Below are 18,650 nucleotides of genomic sequence, written 5' to 3'. Positions count from 1 at the left end.
GTTATCCTTCATCTTCGACCAGACAAGCTTTGTCAAAGCTGGCGTTCATTGAACCCGGGTATTGGGTTACGACGTTGGTGAACAGCTCAGGCACTACTTTCGAGTAGTAAGTCACTGGCTCATCAATCGATGGTTTTGCCAGGGCTTTATAAGCGCTCAGATCGGCCAGGGTATCTGGGCTGGATTGAACTTTTTCTACCCATTTATCGAAGCTGGCGCGGTCTGCGGTCGCAGTCGCGGTGAACTTCATGTGCGAGAATCCTTCGCCGCTGTAGCTGGCTGCAATACCCTTGAAGTCACCTTCGTGGTTAGCAATCAGATGCAGGCGGGTCACCATGCCTGGCATGGCGTAGATCTGGCTGCCCAGACGCGGGATAAAGAACGAGTTCATGATGTTGTCAGAAGTGAGCTTGAACTCGACAGGTACATCTTTCGGGAACACGACATGGTTTAGAGTGGCAATGTGTTGTTCTGGGTAGATGAACAGCCATTTCCAGTCCATGGAGACCACTTCAATCGTCATTGGCTCAACATCGCTGGCCAAAGGTTTTGAAGGTTCCAATTCATGCGTTGAGTGCCAGGTGATAGTACCGAGGATCGCGATGATGATGATAGGAATCGTCCATACCACCAGCTCGATCTTGGTCGAGTGAGACCACTCCGGAGCATACTCTTCGTCAGTATTCGACGCGCGGTATTTGAAAGAAAAGTAGATGGTCATCAGGATGACGGGGATCACCACAATGAGCATCAACACCAGTGAGGTGATGATCAGTTCTTTTTCTTGTACACCAATAGCGCCTTTCGGATTTAGCAAAGCAGAATCGCATCCGGAGAGCAGGAGAATGGCAAAAGCCAACCCAACCCTAGACAAGATGCTTTTGTATCTTGAGGCTTCCATTAACTAACTTTCTCAATGTTTATCCGGCGGACAGGGCGGGCCTGAGCCACCGGGTTTAGTCGTTTGAATGTATTATGTTGAGCAATAGCAACGAAGCACTTCAAAGTGCGCTATCCGTAAGAGAATGGCGGCCGTTAATAACCCTGCTTCTTATATGGATTAAATGTTACACTTTGAAATACAATGTTACATCCGGCGCATTATGAGGATTTACAAGGGGAAGCTCATTAGACGAATATGAAAACTTACCTTTCATATTTGGTGTGTTCTAGGCGTGTGGTTTTATAAATGATAAGGATTTTCACTTACGGTTATTGTTATATAACCTTATGATTTTATTTACTTAGTATGCGGTCCGGTTACTGGGTGCGATAGTCGGTTATTCCATACGGTGCTGCTGATAAGTTGCCCGTTATTGTTGTGCAAATTTGTGATCTTAGTCCCTTATTGTGGAATTGGTAAAATCACGTGTTTTGGCGAAAGCATTCGGTGCTTTTATACAAGGCTTGTTTGAGCCATTGATGGCCGGAATCGTTGTGTTGACTTTGGTGCCAGGTGATATAAATCGGCACTTTTTGCGTCTCAAACGGGACGGGAAGAATTTGCAACTGAGGAAACTGAGCAATGTGCCAGCGCGTGCTGACACACAACCAGTCGGTTTGTGCCGCCATCATCAGCGCGTTAGCGCTGGAGCTGGTGATATAGGCGACCTGGCGCTCCGGCTGTTTTTCCCGGGTCAGGGAATCGAGCGCGTAGAGGTTGTCACGTTGGGTTTTCCACAAGAGGTGCTTTTCTGCGTAAAACTGCTCATGGCTAAGGCGGTCTTGAATGCGCGGATGCTGCCGACTGGCAGCAACAGCCAGATCGATGTGAAACAGCAGTTGATTATGATAGCCGTGATCTTCAAAAGGTATGGTCGCCAGGATCAGATCCACTTTGCGTTTGCGCAGTTCTTCTTGGCGATCCTGCTCATTAAGCCGTTCAACGTCGGCGTGAATCGTGATGTTAGGCGCATGCAGAGACTGGTACGCTGACAACGCTGGCAGAACCATCACGTCAATGTCCTGATGGCTGGAAATGCGGAATGTCCGTTCGCTGGTTAATGGATCGAACAAGGTGCGTGAGCTGCCACCATTGAGTAAAACGCTGAGCGGAGCTTCGATTTCGACGTGCAGTTCAATGGCAAAGTTGGTCGGGGTAATACCACGTCCCTGGCGGATGAACAGGGGATCCTGATACAGTTCACGTAGACGATTCAGTGCATGACTGACCGCAGGCGGAGTGACGCCTGTGAGCTCAGCGGCTTCGTTGACGCTGCGGGTTTTCATCACCGCATCGAAAGTTTTGAATAAGTTCAGATCCATTATGGGTTTCCATCAGGCCATCCTTAGCCTGAGATTAGACATAAACCGTATGATTTACAATATGTTATGTCGTTGCATATTGGCGCTGAAGGTGTGCCAGCACGTCATTCAGCGAATCATTAATCTGGTGGCCGAAGGCTCGTACTTCCGCACATGGCTGAACCAAATCGGGGATCTGAAAGGTGGTCATATTGGCCGCAACTGCCGAGCGCACGCCATTATTTGAATCTTCAAAGGCTAGGCACGCTTGCGGCTGAACGCCAAGACGGCCAGCAGCCAACAGATAAATTTCAGGATCCGGCTTACCGCGCTGCACCTCACATCCGGTTGTGAGATTATCGAAATAGTGATCCAATCCGGCCAGTTTGAGTTTTATCTGAGCGATCTCTTTTTGCGTCGAGGTTGCCACGGCGGTCGGAATACCTTGCGCTTTCAACCAGGTGAGTAACTCTACCACACCATCTTTGACCGGGATCGCCTGATGTTTGACCACCGCATCGTAACGCTTGCGCCATTCTGCGTGTAGCGTTGGGTAGTCCAGATCCGGGCCGTATCCCTGACGAATGGTTTCTTCAATCCCGGCCGCGTTACGACCGATGATACCCAGATAAATGTCTTTCAGAAACGGAACACTCAGTGCCTCACAGGCTTCCTGGAAAATACGCATACACACTCGCTCTGTGTCGAGTAGCAGTCCGTCCATGTCAAAAATTGCAGCTTGGAAGTTCATAGAATACAGCTTTTGGTTGAGGGAATCAGGTGATGCATTGTGACACAAGTCTCGTCGATAGTCCCTTTTCCTGTTGATCAATTCGTCAATCCATATATGGGATAAATCAATAATGAACAGTGTATTTTAAAGGGAAATGAAAAACGCACTTTTGGTGTCAATTATCTGAGACTGCACCGACAATTGCTCATTTTTATCAATGCTTACAGAAATTTAGCAGTTAAAGTGCTGGCGATAAACTATCATGTGTACTGTATATTCCGTATCACAACTGGATGCGGATATCTCCTTAATTAATGCTGATAAGGATTAAACAATGAAAAAGAGCCCTTGGCTGATTGCCGGCGCACTGATGCTGTCTGGATGTTCTACGATGAGTTCTGCTGATTACACCAAACCGTCTGCTGAAATGTTTCCGCAAATCGACGGTATGACTCGCCACGTTTTCTATCTTGATCCAGCGAATAACGAGCAGGATAAGCGCGTTGAAATCGTTGCTGGTAAAGAGATGATGCTAGACTGTAACCGCGTGTCACTTGGCGGTCAGATTGTTGAGCATGATTTGAAAGGTTGGGGTTACAACTACTTCCAGGTTGAAGGTTACACGGGTCAGGGGGCTTCCACACTGATGGCGTGTCCACCGGATCAGGAAAAAACCAAAGCGTTTGTGAAGATGTACAACAAAGATCTTTACCGCTATAACAGCAAACTGCCAGTGGTGGTGTACGCACCAGCAGAGCTGGATGTGAGCATCCGTATCTGGGCTCCAGAATCGTAATATTTTCCGGAGCTATTGGGCTCATACAGGAAAATTAACTCGGGCAGGGTTGTCGAGCAAAACACGAAGCTTTTGCAGACCCTGCTCGAATTTTTTCTCCGCCGCAATGGTGGTCAGAGCCAGACGTACGTACTGGCTGTCATGTTGGTCTGCGGTAAAGTAGCCGCCGCTGCTGATCAAAATCCCCTGCTTTTTTGCTTCGATTACCAACTTATCCTGTTGCCAGCCGTCAGGTAATGGCAGCCATATGTGGTAGCCCGTCCCTTGAGTGTCCGTGCCCAGAATTTGCTTTGCTAACGTTTGCCTTTGCACCGCGAGTGCCTTTTGTTTCTCGGCCATAGCAAATGCCTCTCCAGATTGAATTAAGTCGCTGGCAACGACGTAATTCAGTGGTGATGCCATCCAGATAGTGGCTCGGATGTGTGTGCTCAGCGTGTCGATATAATGATTCGGTACCTTGAGAAAACCGCAGCGCATGGCCGGACTGATGGCTTTTGACAGACTGGTGATGTGAAAGCTCTGCTGAGGAATCCAGTTACTGATGGCGGAAATAGGTTCAGGGTTGAGGAAGCCGTATATGTCATCTTCAACCAACCAGGCTGAGGAAGCTTGCACCACCTTGGCGATCGCCTCACGTCGGTGGATGGGCATGGTGATGCCCGTCGGGTTGTGGTGTGAAGGAACCACAACAACCAGTTTGGGCTGGTGTTCGGCCAGAATGTGCGACAGGCTGTCCGCACGCATACCGTCTGCGTCCATTTCGACCGCAACGATCCGCCGTCCGGACAGGCTGGCAATGGCCAGAATCCCCGGATAGGTCAGTGCTTCCAGCGCAATGGTGTCACCTGGCTGGGTAAGTGTCTCGACGATAAGAGACAGAGCGTGTTGGGCCCCGTTGGTCAGCAGGATGTTGTCCTGATTGGCGTGATCCAGACCATACGCCTGGGCCCACTTTGCGCCATTTTGCCGATGTGTCTGATGGCCGGATTGTTCACTGTAACCGAGTAAAGAAACATCCCAGCGAGCTTGGGAATAGGCTTGTTGCAGTGCTGCTGCGTTGTGCACCAGACACGGCTGTAAGATTGAGAAGTTAAATTCGTCGCTTTTCTCCTCAGCGCGAATCACCGATGCCAGATGCGAACCGCCGCAGACAAATGTTCCCCTCCCAACAAATGACTCCACTTTATTCAGGTCTGTCAGCAGTTTATAAGCTTTTGCTACCGTCGCTGGGGTTGTGGCTAATTCTGTAGCCATTTCCCGGTGGGTGGGCAGTTTAGTGCCCGCCGGATAGCGACCTTCTATAATCCGGGTGGTGATGGTATCGGCAATCTGACGGAACTTGGCTTCGCTCATACGGCTCTGGTTGACTTAATGACTTAGTGTAATGAATTAAAATTGATTAATTGACATATGTCAATGTCGATGCTTAGATATTCAGCACAATCAAAATGGATAACGGCTAATCGGCGGGAGAAATCAGAGATGGAAACAAGTAAAGTCGCGTTTATTGGGCTGGGTGTCATGGGCTACCCAATGGCAGGTCATTTACAGCAAGCGGGTTACCAAACGTCGGTTTATAACCGTACGTCAGCGAAGGCGCAGCAATGGGCCGGGCAGTATGGTGGCCAGGCATTCGACACCCCGAAAGCCGCCGCTCACCACTGCGATGTGGTGTTTGTGTGTGTGGGCAACGACGACGATGTACGCAGTGTCATCTACGGCGAGGAAGGGGTGTTAGCTGGCCTCAAATCAGGTGCCGTACTGGTTGATCACACGACAACGTCTGCAGAACTGGCCCTAGAACTGGCCCAAGCGTGCCATCAACAAGGGAATCAGTTTGTGGATGCCCCGGTGTCGGGTGGTCAGGCCGGGGCAGAGAACGGCGTGCTGACCGTGATGTGCGGTGGTCAGCCTGATGCGTTCCAACAGGCTCGTCCGATCATGGATGCGTATGCCAAACAAGTCGCTCTGATGGGGGAGAACGGTCAGGGTCAGCGTTGTAAGATGGTCAACCAGATTTGTATTGGCGGTATTTTGCAGGGGCTCAGTGAAGCTTTACTTTTGGCTCAGAAAGCCAATCTGGATATTGAACAGGTCGTTGACGTGCTCAAGCACGGTGCGGCGGGTTCATGGCAGATGGAAAATCGCGCTGTCACAATGGCACAGGACAAATTCGATTTTGGTTTTGCCATCGACTGGATGCGCAAAGATCTCGGTTTTTGCCTCAAAGAAGCACAGCGTTACGGATTAGAGTTACCGCTGACACGTAAGGTGGATGAGCAATACGCCGATTTACAACAAGACGGACTCGGCCGGATGGACACGTCGGTGCTGTTTAAAGCCGTGGCTAAACAGAACTCATAATTACAAGGGTCTCCATTCGGAGGCCCTTGTGGGATCTGACCGGGTCGCGCGAGCGCGGTTATGATCAAACTTCGCCGAGGAAACCACCCGTCTGATGAGCCCACAATTGTGCGTAGACGCCATTATGGGCCAACAATTCCTGATGGCTGCCTTGTTCGATGATGCGGCCGTTATCCATGACGATCAGGCGATCCATGGCGGCGATGGTCGACAGGCGATGCGCAATCGCGATGACGGTTTTGTCTTCCATCAGAACCTCCAGGTTTTCCTGGATTGCCACTTCTACTTCTGAATCCAGCGCTGAGGTGGCCTCGTCCATGATGAGGATCGGTGCATTTTTCAGCAGCACACGAGCTATCGCCACCCGCTGGCGTTGCCCGCCGGAAAGTTTCACGCCTCGCTCTCCAACCAGTACATCGTAGCCGCAGCGGCCTTCTTCATCTTTCAATGTGGTAATGAAATCATGGGCGTGAGCCTGACGCGCGGCTTCGATCATCGCCTCTTCACTGGCTTGAGGATCGCCGTAAAGAATGTTGTCACGGATAGAGCGGTGCAGCAGCGAAGTATCCTGCGTAATCATGCCGATGTGGCTGCGCAGGGCTTCCTGAGAGACCTGCGAAATATCCTGTCCATCAATGCGGATCGCACCGGACTGGACATCGTAAAAACGCAGTAGCAGGTTGACCAGTGAGGATTTACCCGCACCGGAGCGTCCGACAATACCAACTTTTTCGCCCGGTTTCAGGCGCAGGTTGAGCGCATCGAAGACAGGTTTATCGTCACCGTAACGGAAATGGATATCGTCGAATTCGATTTCACCGCGTTGCACGGTAAGCTCCCGGGCATTCGGTGCATCTTTGATTTCAACATCGTTGGAAATCGTGTTCATGCCATCCACAACGGTCCCAATGTTTTCAAACAAGGCACTCAGCTCCCACATGATCCATTTTGACATCCCCTGAACGCGCAGGGCGATGCTGATGGCGATGGCAATCACACCGACAGTCACTGCACTATCAAGCCAGAGAAAAATCGACAATCCGGCAATCGACAGCAAAAGCAGGTAGTTGATGGCGTCCACCGAAAACAGCAGGCAGGTCACCATACGCATCTGGCGGTAGACGGTCGACAGGAACGTCGCCATGCTGCTCTTAGCGTATTCCATCTCACGTTGTGAGTGCGAAAACAGTTTAACCGTGGTGATGTTGGTGTAGCTGTCGACAATCCGGCCGGTCATCTGTGAACGGGCATCGGCCTGATCGGTAGCCACCTGTTTCATGCGTGGAATGTAATAGATTTGGATACAGATATATGCGATCAGCCACACTAGGATCGGCAGCATCAGCGTCATGTCTGATTCGCCCATCATCCATACCATCGACACAAAATAGACACTGATGTACACCATGACATCGACCAGCTTCATCACGGTCTCCCGCACAGCCAGCGCACTTTGCATCACCTTGGTAGCGACCCGGCCGGCAAAATCACGCTGGAAAAAACCGACGCTCTGCTTGAGCAGGTAGCGGTGTACTTGCCAGCGGATCGACATCGGATAGTTACCCAGCAGTGTCTGGTGCATGATCATGGAGTGAAAAAACGCCAGTGCAGGCATGATGATCGCGACCAACGCGGCCATGGTCCATAAACGATTGCCCTGATCTGCCCAGAAAGTCTCTGGATTTTGGCTGCCGAGAATGTCGACCAGTTCACCCATATAACGGATCAGCGTTACTTCCGCGATCGCCACACACGCGCTGAGCAATGACATGATGACCAGCGGCTTTTCGAAGCCACGGGTGTAGTGACGGCAAAACCCGAACAGAGTGCGCGGCGGCTTCTGGGGTTCTTCCTCCGGAAAAGGGGCGGTGAGCTTTTCAAACCATTGGAACATAGAAAATTGACCTGAGATAAATTTAAATGAGATTTGTTCGCATTGTGACTGTTAATTGCGAAATTTATCAGTAAAATGCGCAGGAATATTAAAGATAATCAGAATAATTCTCAATTTATTTAGGAGTCATTTGTCCATGCTTCATGCGCGCAAAACGATCCTGGCCGCAGTGGTACGCCGTGTAATTGCTTACGGTGTCGCGCCAATCGCGCTTGTTTCTCATGCTTTTGCTGACGAACAGGAACAACCTCAGGTGATGGAAACGATGGTGGTCACGGCTTCCGCACTGAAAGTCGAAACGCCGATGGAAGAGACGCCGAAAGCGGTGTCAATCGTTACAGAAGAAGATATGGCCCAGCGCAATCCACAAAAACTGGATGAAGCGTTACGCTACACATCGGGCGTGACGTCACAGCCTTATGGTGCTGACAACGATACCGATTGGATCAAAGTGCGCGGTTTTGACGCCGCCACGTATCTGGACGGCAGCCGTCTGTTCAAAGATGGTTACTACACCTGGTTATTGGAACCTTATGGTCTGGAGCGCGTGGAGCTGATCAAAGGGCCCGCTTCTATTCTGTTTGGTGAAGCACCTCCGGGCGGCGTGGTGAACGCGGTTCAGAAGAAACCAACCGATGTCCCTCAGGGTGAACTGCATCTGGAGGGAGGGAACAACAACCATCAGGCAGTGGGTTTTGACATTTCTGACTACGCCAATGATGACGGCAGCGTTCGCTACCGCCTGGTGGGGATGCTGAAAAACACTGACGGTGAACTAAACGGAACAGAAACCAAACGTTACTATCTGGCACCGAGTCTGGCGATTGATGTCTCTGACAACACCCAACTGATCTTGCTGGCATCGGTACTGCATGATGAAGGTGTGCCAACCAATGGTTTCTTCCCGGCTTATGGCACCATCATCAACACGCCGGATGGCAAAATTGACCCGTCGACCAACCTTGGCGAGCCAGATTACGATAAGTATGAGCGCACGCAAATTTCGGTGGGTTATCAGATTGAACATCAGGCCAGCGATGTCTGGACGTTATCGCAAAATCTGAATTACGCCTACAACGATCTGTATCTTCGCAGTTCTTATGCGTTCCCGAGTGACACATCGACGGTCGTCGGTCGTGGCATCGTGTTCCGCGATGGGCACAACAACAGTTTTACGGTGGATAACAAAGCCGTTGCCAAGTGGAACACGTCCCGGGTCGAGAACACGGTGTTAATGGGAGTGGATTTCCAGAACCACCAAAACAAAGGTAAGGAAGAGGACAACTTCAACTTCGGAGACATCGACGCACTCAATCCGGAGTACGGCAACTTTAACCCGTTGGATCCGGCCAATGCTCACGACCGTCGTATCAATAAAACCCAGACCAGTCTCTATGCTCAATACCAAGCCATGCTGGACTATCAGTGGGTGGGTGTGATTGGCGGTCGTTACGACTACGTGAAAACGCGCAATGAAAGCGACAAACTGTCGCAGAGTGAGTCACGTAATGATGGCAATTTTTCGTTCAACGCCGGTGTGATGTATTTGTCGCCGCTCGGATTGTCCCCGTATGTCAGCTACTCCGAGTCGTTCGAAGTACTGAGATCGATAGATCTTGCCACGGGTAAGCTTTACAAGCCTCTGGAAGGTCAGCAACAAGAGGTTGGGGTGAAATATACGCCGGACTTCTTTGACGGATACATCAACCTGGCCTGGTTTGATTTGACACAGAAGAATGCGCTGGTCACCAATCCATCGACGTCGGTACAAACTCAGTCGGGCGAAGTTCGTTCAAAAGGCGTTGAACTGGAAGCGGCCGGTTACGTGACGGAAGATATCAAACTCACGGCCAGCTACACCTATACCGATGCAACAACGGAAGATACCAACGGGCAAGGTCGTAAGTCAGTGGCATTGATCCCACGTCACAGCGCGTCGACCTGGATCAATTACGATGCGGCAAACGCGGGCCTGTATGGCTGGAACTTCGCGACGGGTGTCCGCTACATCGGTGAGACAAAAGACAATCCGAAAAGCAGCAACCGCACGGTACCGAGCTACACCTTGTGGGATGCGATGATCTCTTATGACATCACCCCACAATGGCAGGCTCAGATCAACGCGACCAATCTGCTGGACAAAGAGTACATTTCTGGCTGTGACTATTACTGTTACTACGGCCAGTCGAGACAAGTTGTTCTTAGCGCCAACTACCGCTGGTAATGTTTACGCCAACAACCGCCCATCTTGGGCGGTTGTGCTTTTAAGGGGGCGAAAAATGTTCCATTTATCCAATGTTGCCATGATACGTGATGGCAGAACCATATTGTCGATTGATGAGTTGAGGGTGCCGACCGATCAACTGACGGTCATTCTGGGTCACAACGGCTCTGGTAAGTCGACGCTGGTCAGTTTGTTATCGGGCCAGCAAGCGCCGGATCTGGGGGTGGTGTTGCTCAACAATCAGTCACTGGCCGCATTGAAAAGCCGCGAGTTGGCCAAAGCGGTCGCATTTTTACCACAAAAACTGCCGACCTCTGCTGGTCTGACGGTACGTGAGTTGGTCCGGTTGGGGCGTTTTGCCTGGCGTGGCACGCTGGGGCGTTGGCGCAGTGACGATCAGACGATCATTGCTGATGCCATGCAGAAAACCGGTGTTGAGCGCTTTGCTGACACATTGGCGGAGCAATTGTCTGGCGGTGAACGTCAACGTGCCTGGGTTTCCATGTTGTTGGCGCAACAGGCGCCAGTGCTGATCCTGGATGAGCCGACCTCCGCCCTGGACGTGCATCATCAATATCAGTTGATGGCTTTGCTGGCAGAACTCAACCATCAGCAAGGACACGGCGTGATCGTTATCTTGCACGACCTGAATCTGGCCATTCGTTATGCCTCACACATTATCGCGCTCAAGCAGGGCAAGGTAGCCTTTGAAGGCCCCGCTGACAGGGTGCTCGACGAAAAACGTTTGTCGGATCTCTATCAGTCCAACATTCGTCTGATCGACCATCCGCATCCGACAGTTCATTCTAAAACCAATAAACTAGCAGTAGTATGTGCATGATTCGTAAAGCCTTCTTATATTTCTATTTGTTCTTTTTTACGTTGCTGTCGGGCTCAGCTCTGGCCGAAATCCGAATTGCGGACGCGCGTGGCGAGCAGGTGCTGCCACAGGTGCCGGAGCGCATTGTCGTGCTCAACTGGGACTTGCTGGAACAGCTGCTGGAGCTTGGCGTTACGCCGGTTGGCGCGCCAAACCTGCCAGCTTATCGGGAGTGGGTAGTGACACCTCAGGCTCCGGCTGGTATCACGGATATTGGTACTCGCGCAGAGCCGAATCTGGAAAAAATTGCCGCCCTAAAGCCGGACTTGATCCTGGCGGCATCACCCCAAAAAGATCTGGTGCCGGTGCTGGAAACCATCGCACCAGTGCTTTATCTGCCTAATTTCCAGGCCAGCGATCAGAGTGCTCAGGTGGCGATAGCGCATTTTCGTTTGCTGAGTCAGGTGGTGGACAAAGCGGCTCTGGCGGAGCAGAAGTTGTCGGAACTAAACGCGCATCTGATGATGCAGAAACAGAGACTGCATCAGGCGTTTGGCGATGCGCTTCCGCAGGTGCTGGCGATGCGATTTGCCAACCCGACCTCCGTGTATTTGTATACGGAAAACTCTACAACTCAGTATGCGCTGCGCCAATTGGGGTTAAACACGCCATTACCTCAGCGTGATGCCGTATGGGGGATAACACAACAGCGCCTCACGGCACTGGCGTCCATCGACAGCGCGTATGTGCTGTATTTTCTACCGTTTCCACAGCGTGAACAGGTCGAGCAATCTGTTCTGTGGCGTGCGCTGCCGTTTGTGCGTGCGGGAAAATTCAATGCCGTTCGTCCGGTCTGGAATTACGGCGGGGCGATGTCCATTCGTTATATTGCTGACGCAGTGACGGACAGTCTGTTGGAGGTCACCGCGCAGCAATGACTTCTAAGCACTTTATTTTTCTCAGTTTTGCCTTGGTATTGATCGCGGCCATCAGTCTCCAGTTTGGGAACGCTCTGACTTTTCCGGTCCAATGGTCGCTTGCCACTATGAGTCGGGATGTGGACAGTTTCGCCGACGTTCACTTTGTGTATGCACAACTGCCACGAGCAATAATGGCCATTGTGGTTGGCGCCGTGTTGGGGCTCGCGGGCAGTTTAATGCAACAGTTGACTCAAAATACATTGACATCTCCCCTGACGCTCGGAACGTCTTCGGGCGCCTGGCTGGCGCTGGTGGTGGTGAATGTCTGGTTTTCCGATTGGGCAGCACAATACAGTGTATTGGCCGCCATGGGCGGCGCGATCGCGGCATTCGGGTTGGTTGTGGTCATCACCGGCCTGAACAACATGACGGGTTTACCTTTGGTGGTGTCCGGCATGGTGGTCAATATCCTGCTTGGTGCGTTCGCCAGTGGCATTATTCTTCTCAATCAGCAATTTGCGCAGAATATTTTTATCTGGGGCGCGGGAGATTTGGCGCAGAATGGCTGGGACGACCTGCTGTGGTTGTTGCCCAAACTGTCTCTGGCGCTGCCACTACTGTTGTTTGCACCGCGTATTCTGACTTTGATGCGGCTGGGCCAGCAAGGCGCATCGGCGCGCGGACTGAATGTCGTGCCGATATTTTTTGCGTTAATGCTGGGCGGCATCTGGCTGGTTTCGGCGTCGATCACTATGGTGGGCATCATCTCTTTTATCGGTTTGCTGACGCCGAATATCGCGCGGGCTTGCGGTGCGCGTACCCCGCATCAGGAGCTGTGGGCGAGTGTCCTGTTGGGGGCGGTGTTACTGCTGATCACGGATACACTGGCTATAGTCATCAGTGACTGGATTGGGCAAATGGTCCCAAGTGGTGTGACCGCTGCTGCGATTGGTGCTCCAGCACTCATCTGGTTCAGCCGCCGTCGATTGTCTGCACAGGATCATCTGGCGGTTTCGCTGCCGCAGGGTAGTGCGCGCCTGAAAACACATCGCGTGTTGGGGCTGGCATTGGTGTTGCTGGGTGGGGTGGTGCTGCATCTTGGGTTTCAGTTTACCGACCACGGCGCCGCGATAATGTGGCCGACCGAGTTTCAATGGCTGCTGCGCTGGCCAAGAATGACCACGGCACTGTTCGCCGGTTTAGGTCTGGCTATGGCTGGTGTGGTGTTGCAGCGATTGATATACAACCCTTTGGCCAGCCCGGATATCCTGGGGGTCTCGTCGGGGGCCACATTTGCGTTGGTATTGGTGGGCGTGGTCTTGGGAGAACGGATGTTTTCGGCACAATGGGCGGTTGCGCTGTTTGGCAGCCTGAGTGTTCTGGCGATATTACTGTTTCTTGGACGCCGACACAATTTTGCACCGTCCAGCCTGGTGCTCACCGGGATCGCCCTGACGGCCTTGATTGAAGCTCTGTTGCAATTTTGTCTCGCCAAAGGCAGTGGTGACAGCTACACCATTTTGCTGTGGCTGTCAGGTTCGACATATCGGGTTCAAGCCGAACAGGCGATCTGGTTGATGGGCTCCGTATCGGTGTTGTGCTTTGTGGCCGTGTGTACCTCGCGCTGGCTGACGTTGATTTCCATCGGCCGGGAATTTGCCAGTGCACGTGGCCTGGGCATTCAACTGGCGAGCGCAGGGTTGTTGGTCTTGGTGGCGCTGATGTGCGCGCTGGTCACTGCCACAATGGGGCCGGTCGCTTTTGTCGGTTTGGTCGCGCCACATATGGCGTATATGTTGGGGGCGAAGCAGGCACGGGAGCAATTGTTGGTTGCCGGCTTGATTGGGGCCACGTTGATGCTTTGGGCAGACTGGCTTGGTCAGGTGTTGCTGCATCCGATGCAAATTGCGGCTGGAACTATTGTATCGATCCTGGGCGGTGGCTACTTCTTGTTGTTGATGGTGACGCGCAAAGCCCGTTAATGTTGTTACAACAGAAAGTTGCTGATAAAAGCACGCATCGTATTGATTAAGAATAATGAATACCTTGTGTGCTTTTTTATAGGTGTATACTTTTAAATTAAAAATCAATTAACAATTATATTTGTTTTTGATGTGGTTAATGGCCGAATTTATTGATAAATTCGGTCGTAAATAATTATATTTTCTTATGTCAATTTAATAACTTCCTGTAAGTGCTCATTATTAAATGAGATCACGTCCTTGTGATTGAGCTTTTCGTCTTAATGCTGATAAAGACTGCTTTTCAATCTATCGTCGAAAAACCTAAATATCAAATTAATTTTTTCTTCAAAAATGAAATGATAAATTTCATGTTTTTCGATTTAGATCGAATAAATTATGGGTGTATATTCATTTGGGTACGGAATACGGAGTTATTTATACCTTTCATCCTTATTCTGTGAATTATAATTATCAAGTTAAATTTATTTCTGTGAATTTTATTTATCACTGTATTTCTCTTATCATCATATGAGTTGAATATTGTGAATTTTATTTATCATAAATTTAATTCGTAATTATTAAATCTAGGGTGGTTTATGGAAACGAATATTACCAGCAACGCAATTATGTTGGCTGGACGGAGGCTCGTGATAGCTCAACTGTTATTGGGAGGTCTATTCATGGGGTATGAGTACCTCAGCAATGGAGTGTTGAGTGCAGAATCGGCATTGACCGGTGTGCTTATCGCTGTTCTGCCATCTCTTCTGGGTATGGTGATGGCGTCCATTAAATCGAAACTGAAACCAGAGAAGAGCTTACGCGACCTGATGAACCTGAGTCGTAATATCAAAATCGTCTACACCGTTGTGATGTTCGTGTTGACCTTTCGATTCATGGCTCTTCGCAACATCGTGGTCTTGATTGCATTCAGCGTGACGATGCTTGGCCATTTCTTCACGCCGATGTTTAAAGACCCGAGTGAAAGGAAGGCATAAATGGAGAATGTCCAATCTGCTCATGAATACATTGAGCATCACCTGACCTTTCTGACCACCGGCAACGGTTGGTTTGGCATCAACATCGATTCTATGATCATGGTTTGGATTTTGGGTCTGGTGTTTATTCTTTCGTTCCGTTACGTAGTCACGAAAGGAACCAAAGGGGTACCGGGGCGCTTTCAGTGTTTGATCGAGATGACGTTTGAGTTCGTCGACAATATGGTGAAAGAAATATTCCAGGCGAAAGATAAGCTGATTGGCCCTCTGGCGCTGACGATATTTGTCTGGGTACTGCTGATGAATGCAATTGACTTATTACCTGTCGATTTTATTCCGGCCGTCACTCGTGAACTCGGTCTGGGTCACTTCCGTGATTTACCTTCTGCGGACGTCAATATTACGATGTCGATGGCGTTAGGCGTATTTATTCTTGTTCTTGGTTATACGTTTAAGCACAAAGGTATTAAAGGGTTTATTAAAGAATTAACCACGCAACCATTTTCTCATCCGTTATTGTATCCGGTGAATCTGGTGTTGGAGCTGGTGACATTGATCTCTAAGCCGATTTCATTGGGTCTTCGACTGTTTGGAAATATGTATGCCGGTGAAATGATCTTTATCTTAATTGCTTTAATGCCTTGGTGGATGCAATGGGCACTGAGTGTACCATGGGCGTTATTTCACATATTAATTGTCGTGCTTCAGGCTTTTATATTCATGGTGTTAACTGTGGTTTATTTGGGCATGGCTGTAGAAGAACATTAATTTTTGACTGTTTTAAATCTTAATTAAAAATTCAATTCTAGGAGTTGTTATGGATATCGTTAGCGCAGTTCTATATGTCGCAGGGGCACTGCTGATTGGTTTGGGTGCTGCTGGTGCCGCGTCAGGTATCGGTAATCTGGCCGGTAAGTATCTTGAAGGTGTGGCTCGTCAGCCGGATCTTACCCCGATGCTGCGAACTCAGTTCTTTATCATGATGGGTCTGGTGGATGCGGTGCCAATGATCGGCGTGGGTATCGGTTTGTACATCATCTTCGCTGTAGCGTAATTCGAACTATTCATTTTCAACACGTTATAGAAGTGAGGGTGCTATGAACTTAAATGCCTCAATGCTGGGTCAGGCGATCTCCTTCGTGATCTTTGTCTGGCTGTGCATGAAATACGTCTGGCCACCACTTGTCAAAATGCTCGATGAGCGCCGCGCCGAAATTGCACAGGGCCTTGAGCAAACCGAACAGGCTGCGAAAGAGCTGGAACTGGCCAAAGCCAATGGTGACAGCCTGGTAGCGGAAGCGCGTGAGAAGGCTCAGGCGATCATTAATCAGGGTAAGCAGCGTCAGGACCAGATGATTGCAGAAGCGGTTGATCTGGCGAAGCAGGAAAAAGCCCGCATTGTTGCCGAAGGCAAAGCCGAAGTGGAGCTGGAACGCAGCAAAGTCCGTCAGGAGCTGAAAGATGAAATGGCCGACCTGGTGATCGCCAGTGCCAGCAAACTGATCAGTCGCAACCTCGATAGTGCGGCGAACCGAGAGCTGGTGAATCGCTTCATCAGCGAAGTCTAGGGGGGCGTATGTCGGATCTGACAGTGGTCGCGCAACCTTATGCGAAAGCCGCCTTTGATTATGCCTGTGAAGCTGCATGTCTGGATGAGTGGCAGCAAATGCTGGCGCTGTGCGACGTTGTATTGGCGCAGCCCAATACCCGTTTGTTGCTCAGTGAGCTGGAAGAGGATGGGTCAGAGCAGGCATTACTGGATTTGATTCTGCTTGCCACTGGCGAATGGCTCAGCCAGTACTTCGAAAATTTTCTGCGCGTCATGGCTGAAAACAAACGGCTGAAAGCACTGAGTGAAGTGATCAACCAATTTGGTGACATGAAAGCGGATTATGAACGCACCATGACAGTCACAGTGTGTGTTTCTGAGCCTTTAGAACAGCACCAGATGATGCAGCTTAGTGAGGCGTTAAAAGCCAGATATGGCAAAGCCATCACCTTGGAAACACAACTGGATCCATCCCTTGTAGGTGGTGTGGTGATCAAAGCCGGCCAAACCGTCTTTGACGGCAGTGTGCTGACGAACATCAGCCGACTGGCAACCAACCTGCATGCGTAACGGGGAAGAGAAATGCAATTAAATTCAAATGAAATCAGTGAACTAATCAGAGAGCGCATCGTTAATTTCAATCTGGAAAGCGAAGCGTGTAATGAAGGAACCATCATTTCGGTCAGCGACGGCATCATCACCATTCACGGCTTATCCGAGGTGATGCAGGGCGAAATGTTAGAACTGCCAGACCACCGTTTCGCCTTGGCACTCAACTTGGAGCGCCATTCGGTTGGTGCGGTCGTGATGGGGCCGTATGCGGACCTGTCGGAAGGCATGAAAGTGAAAGGTACCGGGCGGATTTTGCAGGTGCCAGTTGGCCCCGGCTTGCTAGGGCGGGTCGTAAACACGCTTGGTCAGCCTATTGACGGTAAAGGTGCGGTCTCGTTTGAGCGTATGGATCCGGTCGAAGTGATTGCGCCCGGGGTCATTGATCGTAAATCGGTCGACCAACCTATCCAAACAGGATACAAAGCGGTGGATTCCATGGTGCCGATCGGTCGTGGACAGCGTGAGCTGATCATCGGAGACCGTCAGACCGGAAAAACCGCCATGGCCATTGATGCCATCATCAACCAGAAAGATCTGGGCGTAAAATGTATTTACGTCGCCATCGGCCAGAAGGCGTCGACCATCGCCAACGTGGTCCGCAAACTGGAAGAGCATGGTGCGCTGGACAACACCATAGTGGTGGTGGCTTCGGCATCAGAGGCGGCCGCGCTACAATACCTGGCGCCATATGCCGGTTGTACGATGGGCGAGTATTTCCGTGACCGCGGTGAAGACGCGCTGATTGTGTACGATGACCTGTCTAAACAAGCAGTAGCGTATCGTCAGATTTCGCTGTTGCTTAAACGCCCGCCGGGCCGTGAAGCGTTTCCGGGCGATGTGTTTTATCTTCACTCACGCTTGCTTGAACGCGCCGCGCGAGTAAGCGAAGAGTATGTGGAGCGTTTTACCGCTGGGGTAGTGAAAGGCAAAACCGGTTCGCTTACCGCTCTGCCAATCATTGAAACCCAGGCAGGAGACGTCTCGGCGTTTGTCCCGACTAACGTTATCTCCATTACCGACGGGCAAATCTTCCTGCAAACCCAGCTGTTCAACTCCGGTTTGCGTCCTGCGGTGGACCCAGGTATCTCGGTATCTCGCGTCGGTGGTGCGGCTCAGACTAAGGTGATCAAAAAATTGTCGGGCGGCATTCGTACCGCACTGGCTCAGTATCGTGAACTGGCTGCGTTTGCGCAGTTCTCATCTGACCTGGATGAAACCACCCGTCGGCAACTGGATCACGGTGAGAAAGTGACGGAACTGATGAAGCAAAAGCAATATTCACCCATGACGGTGGCAGAGCAGGCGCTGGCCATTTTCTCTGCTGAGAAAGGTTATTTGAGCGATGTGGATCTCCATCAGATCGCCACCTTCGAAGAAGAATTGATGGCGTACGCCCACACCAATGCCCAACCGCTATTGGATTCGATTAACCACACTGGTGATTACAACGATGAGATTGAAAGCGAGCTGCACAGCTTACTGAAAGAGTTCACCGCATTGCATTCGTAGGCAAATATCAGCGTCATTGAGTAGGA

Annotated in this window: 17 protein-coding genes; 12 read left to right on the top strand and 5 right to left on the bottom strand. The window is 50.7% G+C overall.

Annotated elements, in window-relative coordinates; all coding sequences use genetic code 11:
• Position 1 precedes the first annotated feature (1 nt).
• The 3 genes from cyoA to VPR01S_RS16130 all read right to left on the bottom strand — a co-directional run bounded on the left by cyoA (position 2) and on the right by VPR01S_RS16130 (position 2,995).
• Complete coding sequence (gene cyoA / locus VPR01S_RS16140; protein ID WP_021706432.1) at positions 2–901, bottom strand: ubiquinol oxidase subunit II; 900 nt, start codon at positions 899–901, stop codon at positions 2–4.
• 464 nt (positions 902–1,365) lie between these two features.
• A complete protein-coding gene (locus VPR01S_RS16135; protein ID WP_021706431.1) occupies positions 1,366–2,265 on the bottom strand; it encodes a LysR family transcriptional regulator in 900 nt (299 codons plus the stop codon).
• A 64-nt stretch (positions 2,266–2,329) separates the two neighbouring features.
• Positions 2,330–2,995: an HAD family hydrolase gene (locus VPR01S_RS16130; RefSeq protein ID WP_021706430.1), complete on the bottom strand. Its 666-nt coding sequence runs from the start codon at positions 2,993–2,995 to the stop codon at positions 2,330–2,332.
• 316 nt (positions 2,996–3,311) lie between these two features.
• Here VPR01S_RS16130 and VPR01S_RS16125 point away from each other — a divergent pair, with 316 nt between their 5' ends.
• Positions 3,312–3,773, top strand: coding sequence for an ecotin family protein (locus tag VPR01S_RS16125; RefSeq protein WP_021706429.1), 462 nt, complete (start codon positions 3,312–3,314; stop codon positions 3,771–3,773).
• 21 nt (positions 3,774–3,794) lie between these two features.
• Here VPR01S_RS16125 and VPR01S_RS16120 read toward each other — a convergent pair whose 3' ends face one another.
• Positions 3,795–5,126: an aminotransferase-like domain-containing protein gene (locus tag VPR01S_RS16120; protein ID WP_021706428.1), complete on the bottom strand. Its 1,332-nt coding sequence runs from the start codon at positions 5,124–5,126 to the stop codon at positions 3,795–3,797.
• Between the two features lie 69 nt (positions 5,127–5,195).
• Here VPR01S_RS16120 and VPR01S_RS16115 point away from each other — a divergent pair, with 69 nt between their 5' ends.
• Positions 5,196–6,137: an NAD(P)-dependent oxidoreductase gene (locus VPR01S_RS16115; protein ID WP_081693189.1), complete on the top strand. Its 942-nt coding sequence runs from the start codon at positions 5,196–5,198 to the stop codon at positions 6,135–6,137.
• Between the two features lie 64 nt (positions 6,138–6,201).
• On the opposite strand, the gene VPR01S_RS16110 is transcribed toward VPR01S_RS16115, so the two are convergent.
• Entirely contained in the window at positions 6,202–8,031 is a 1,830-nt protein-coding gene (locus VPR01S_RS16110; protein ID WP_021706426.1) for an ABC transporter ATP-binding protein, read from the bottom strand.
• 136 nt (positions 8,032–8,167) lie between these two features.
• On the opposite strand from VPR01S_RS16110, the gene VPR01S_RS16105 reads away from it, so the two are divergent.
• The 10 genes from VPR01S_RS16105 (at position 8,168) to atpA (ending at position 18,624) form a co-directional block, all read left to right on the top strand.
• Positions 8,168–10,255: a TonB-dependent siderophore receptor gene (locus tag VPR01S_RS16105; RefSeq protein WP_021706425.1), complete on the top strand. Its 2,088-nt coding sequence runs from the start codon at positions 8,168–8,170 to the stop codon at positions 10,253–10,255.
• A 55-nt stretch (positions 10,256–10,310) separates the two neighbouring features.
• A complete protein-coding gene (locus VPR01S_RS16100) occupies positions 10,311–11,096 on the top strand; it encodes an ABC transporter ATP-binding protein (protein ID WP_021706424.1) in 786 nt (261 codons plus the stop codon).
• On the top strand, positions 11,087–12,013 hold the full coding sequence (locus VPR01S_RS16095; RefSeq protein WP_040902921.1) for an ABC transporter substrate-binding protein: 927 nt from the start codon (positions 11,087–11,089) through the stop codon (positions 12,011–12,013). Before VPR01S_RS16100 ends, VPR01S_RS16095 begins: the two co-directional genes overlap by 10 nt.
• Positions 12,010–13,977 (top strand): Fe(3+)-hydroxamate ABC transporter permease FhuB, encoded by a 1,968-nt coding sequence (fhuB, locus tag VPR01S_RS16090; RefSeq protein ID WP_021706422.1) that lies wholly within the window; start codon positions 12,010–12,012, stop codon positions 13,975–13,977. The genes VPR01S_RS16095 and fhuB overlap by 4 nt, the downstream gene beginning before the upstream one ends.
• 629 nt (positions 13,978–14,606) lie before the next feature.
• Entirely contained in the window at positions 14,607–14,954 is a 348-nt protein-coding gene (locus VPR01S_RS16080; RefSeq protein ID WP_245580797.1) for an ATP synthase subunit I, read from the top strand.
• Positions 14,955–15,722, top strand: a complete 768-nt coding sequence (gene atpB / locus VPR01S_RS16075; protein ID WP_021706420.1) for a F0F1 ATP synthase subunit A — start codon at positions 14,955–14,957, stop codon at positions 15,720–15,722.
• Between the two features lie 49 nt (positions 15,723–15,771).
• Positions 15,772–16,008: a F0F1 ATP synthase subunit C gene (gene atpE, locus VPR01S_RS16070; protein WP_004730405.1), complete on the top strand. Its 237-nt coding sequence runs from the start codon at positions 15,772–15,774 to the stop codon at positions 16,006–16,008.
• 43 nt (positions 16,009–16,051) lie between these two features.
• A complete protein-coding gene (locus tag VPR01S_RS16065; RefSeq protein ID WP_021706419.1) occupies positions 16,052–16,522 on the top strand; it encodes a F0F1 ATP synthase subunit B in 471 nt (156 codons plus the stop codon).
• Positions 16,523–16,530: 8 nt separating this feature from the next.
• Entirely contained in the window at positions 16,531–17,073 is a 543-nt protein-coding gene (locus VPR01S_RS16060) for a F0F1 ATP synthase subunit delta (RefSeq protein WP_021706418.1), read from the top strand.
• Between the two features lie 12 nt (positions 17,074–17,085).
• Positions 17,086–18,624, top strand: a complete 1,539-nt coding sequence (gene atpA, locus VPR01S_RS16055) for a F0F1 ATP synthase subunit alpha (protein ID WP_021706417.1) — start codon at positions 17,086–17,088, stop codon at positions 18,622–18,624.
• The last annotated feature ends 26 nt before the right edge of the window (positions 18,625–18,650 follow it).

Source organism: Vibrio proteolyticus NBRC 13287, assembly GCF_000467125.1.
GTDB lineage: Bacteria > Pseudomonadota > Gammaproteobacteria > Enterobacterales > Vibrionaceae > Vibrio > Vibrio proteolyticus.
This window is presented reverse-complemented; position numbering and strand designations above follow the sequence as displayed.

Coding starts and splice junctions, on each gene's coding strand:
- cyoA (WP_021706432.1), bottom strand. CDS start 901: ATGGAAGCCTCAAGATACAAAAGCATCTTGTCTAGGGTTGGGTTGGCT.
- VPR01S_RS16135 (WP_021706431.1), bottom strand. CDS start 2,265: ATGGATCTGAACTTATTCAAAACTTTCGATGCGGTGATGAAAACCCGC.
- VPR01S_RS16130 (WP_021706430.1), bottom strand. CDS start 2,995: ATGAACTTCCAAGCTGCAATTTTTGACATGGACGGACTGCTACTCGAC.
- VPR01S_RS16125 (WP_021706429.1), top strand. CDS start 3,312: ATGAAAAAGAGCCCTTGGCTGATTGCCGGCGCACTGATGCTGTCTGGA.
- VPR01S_RS16120 (WP_021706428.1), bottom strand. CDS start 5,126: ATGAGCGAAGCCAAGTTCCGTCAGATTGCCGATACCATCACCACCCGG.
- VPR01S_RS16115 (WP_081693189.1), top strand. CDS start 5,196: ATGCTTAGATATTCAGCACAATCAAAATGGATAACGGCTAATCGGCGG.
- VPR01S_RS16110 (WP_021706426.1), bottom strand. CDS start 8,031: ATGTTCCAATGGTTTGAAAAGCTCACCGCCCCTTTTCCGGAGGAAGAA.
- VPR01S_RS16105 (WP_021706425.1), top strand. CDS start 8,168: ATGCTTCATGCGCGCAAAACGATCCTGGCCGCAGTGGTACGCCGTGTA.
- VPR01S_RS16100 (WP_021706424.1), top strand. CDS start 10,311: ATGTTCCATTTATCCAATGTTGCCATGATACGTGATGGCAGAACCATA.
- VPR01S_RS16095 (WP_040902921.1), top strand. CDS start 11,087: ATGTGCATGATTCGTAAAGCCTTCTTATATTTCTATTTGTTCTTTTTT.
- fhuB (WP_021706422.1), top strand. CDS start 12,010: ATGACTTCTAAGCACTTTATTTTTCTCAGTTTTGCCTTGGTATTGATC.
- atpB (WP_021706420.1), top strand. CDS start 14,955: ATGGAGAATGTCCAATCTGCTCATGAATACATTGAGCATCACCTGACC.
- atpE (WP_004730405.1), top strand. CDS start 15,772: ATGGATATCGTTAGCGCAGTTCTATATGTCGCAGGGGCACTGCTGATT.
- VPR01S_RS16065 (WP_021706419.1), top strand. CDS start 16,052: ATGAACTTAAATGCCTCAATGCTGGGTCAGGCGATCTCCTTCGTGATC.
- VPR01S_RS16060 (WP_021706418.1), top strand. CDS start 16,531: ATGTCGGATCTGACAGTGGTCGCGCAACCTTATGCGAAAGCCGCCTTT.
- atpA (WP_021706417.1), top strand. CDS start 17,086: ATGCAATTAAATTCAAATGAAATCAGTGAACTAATCAGAGAGCGCATC.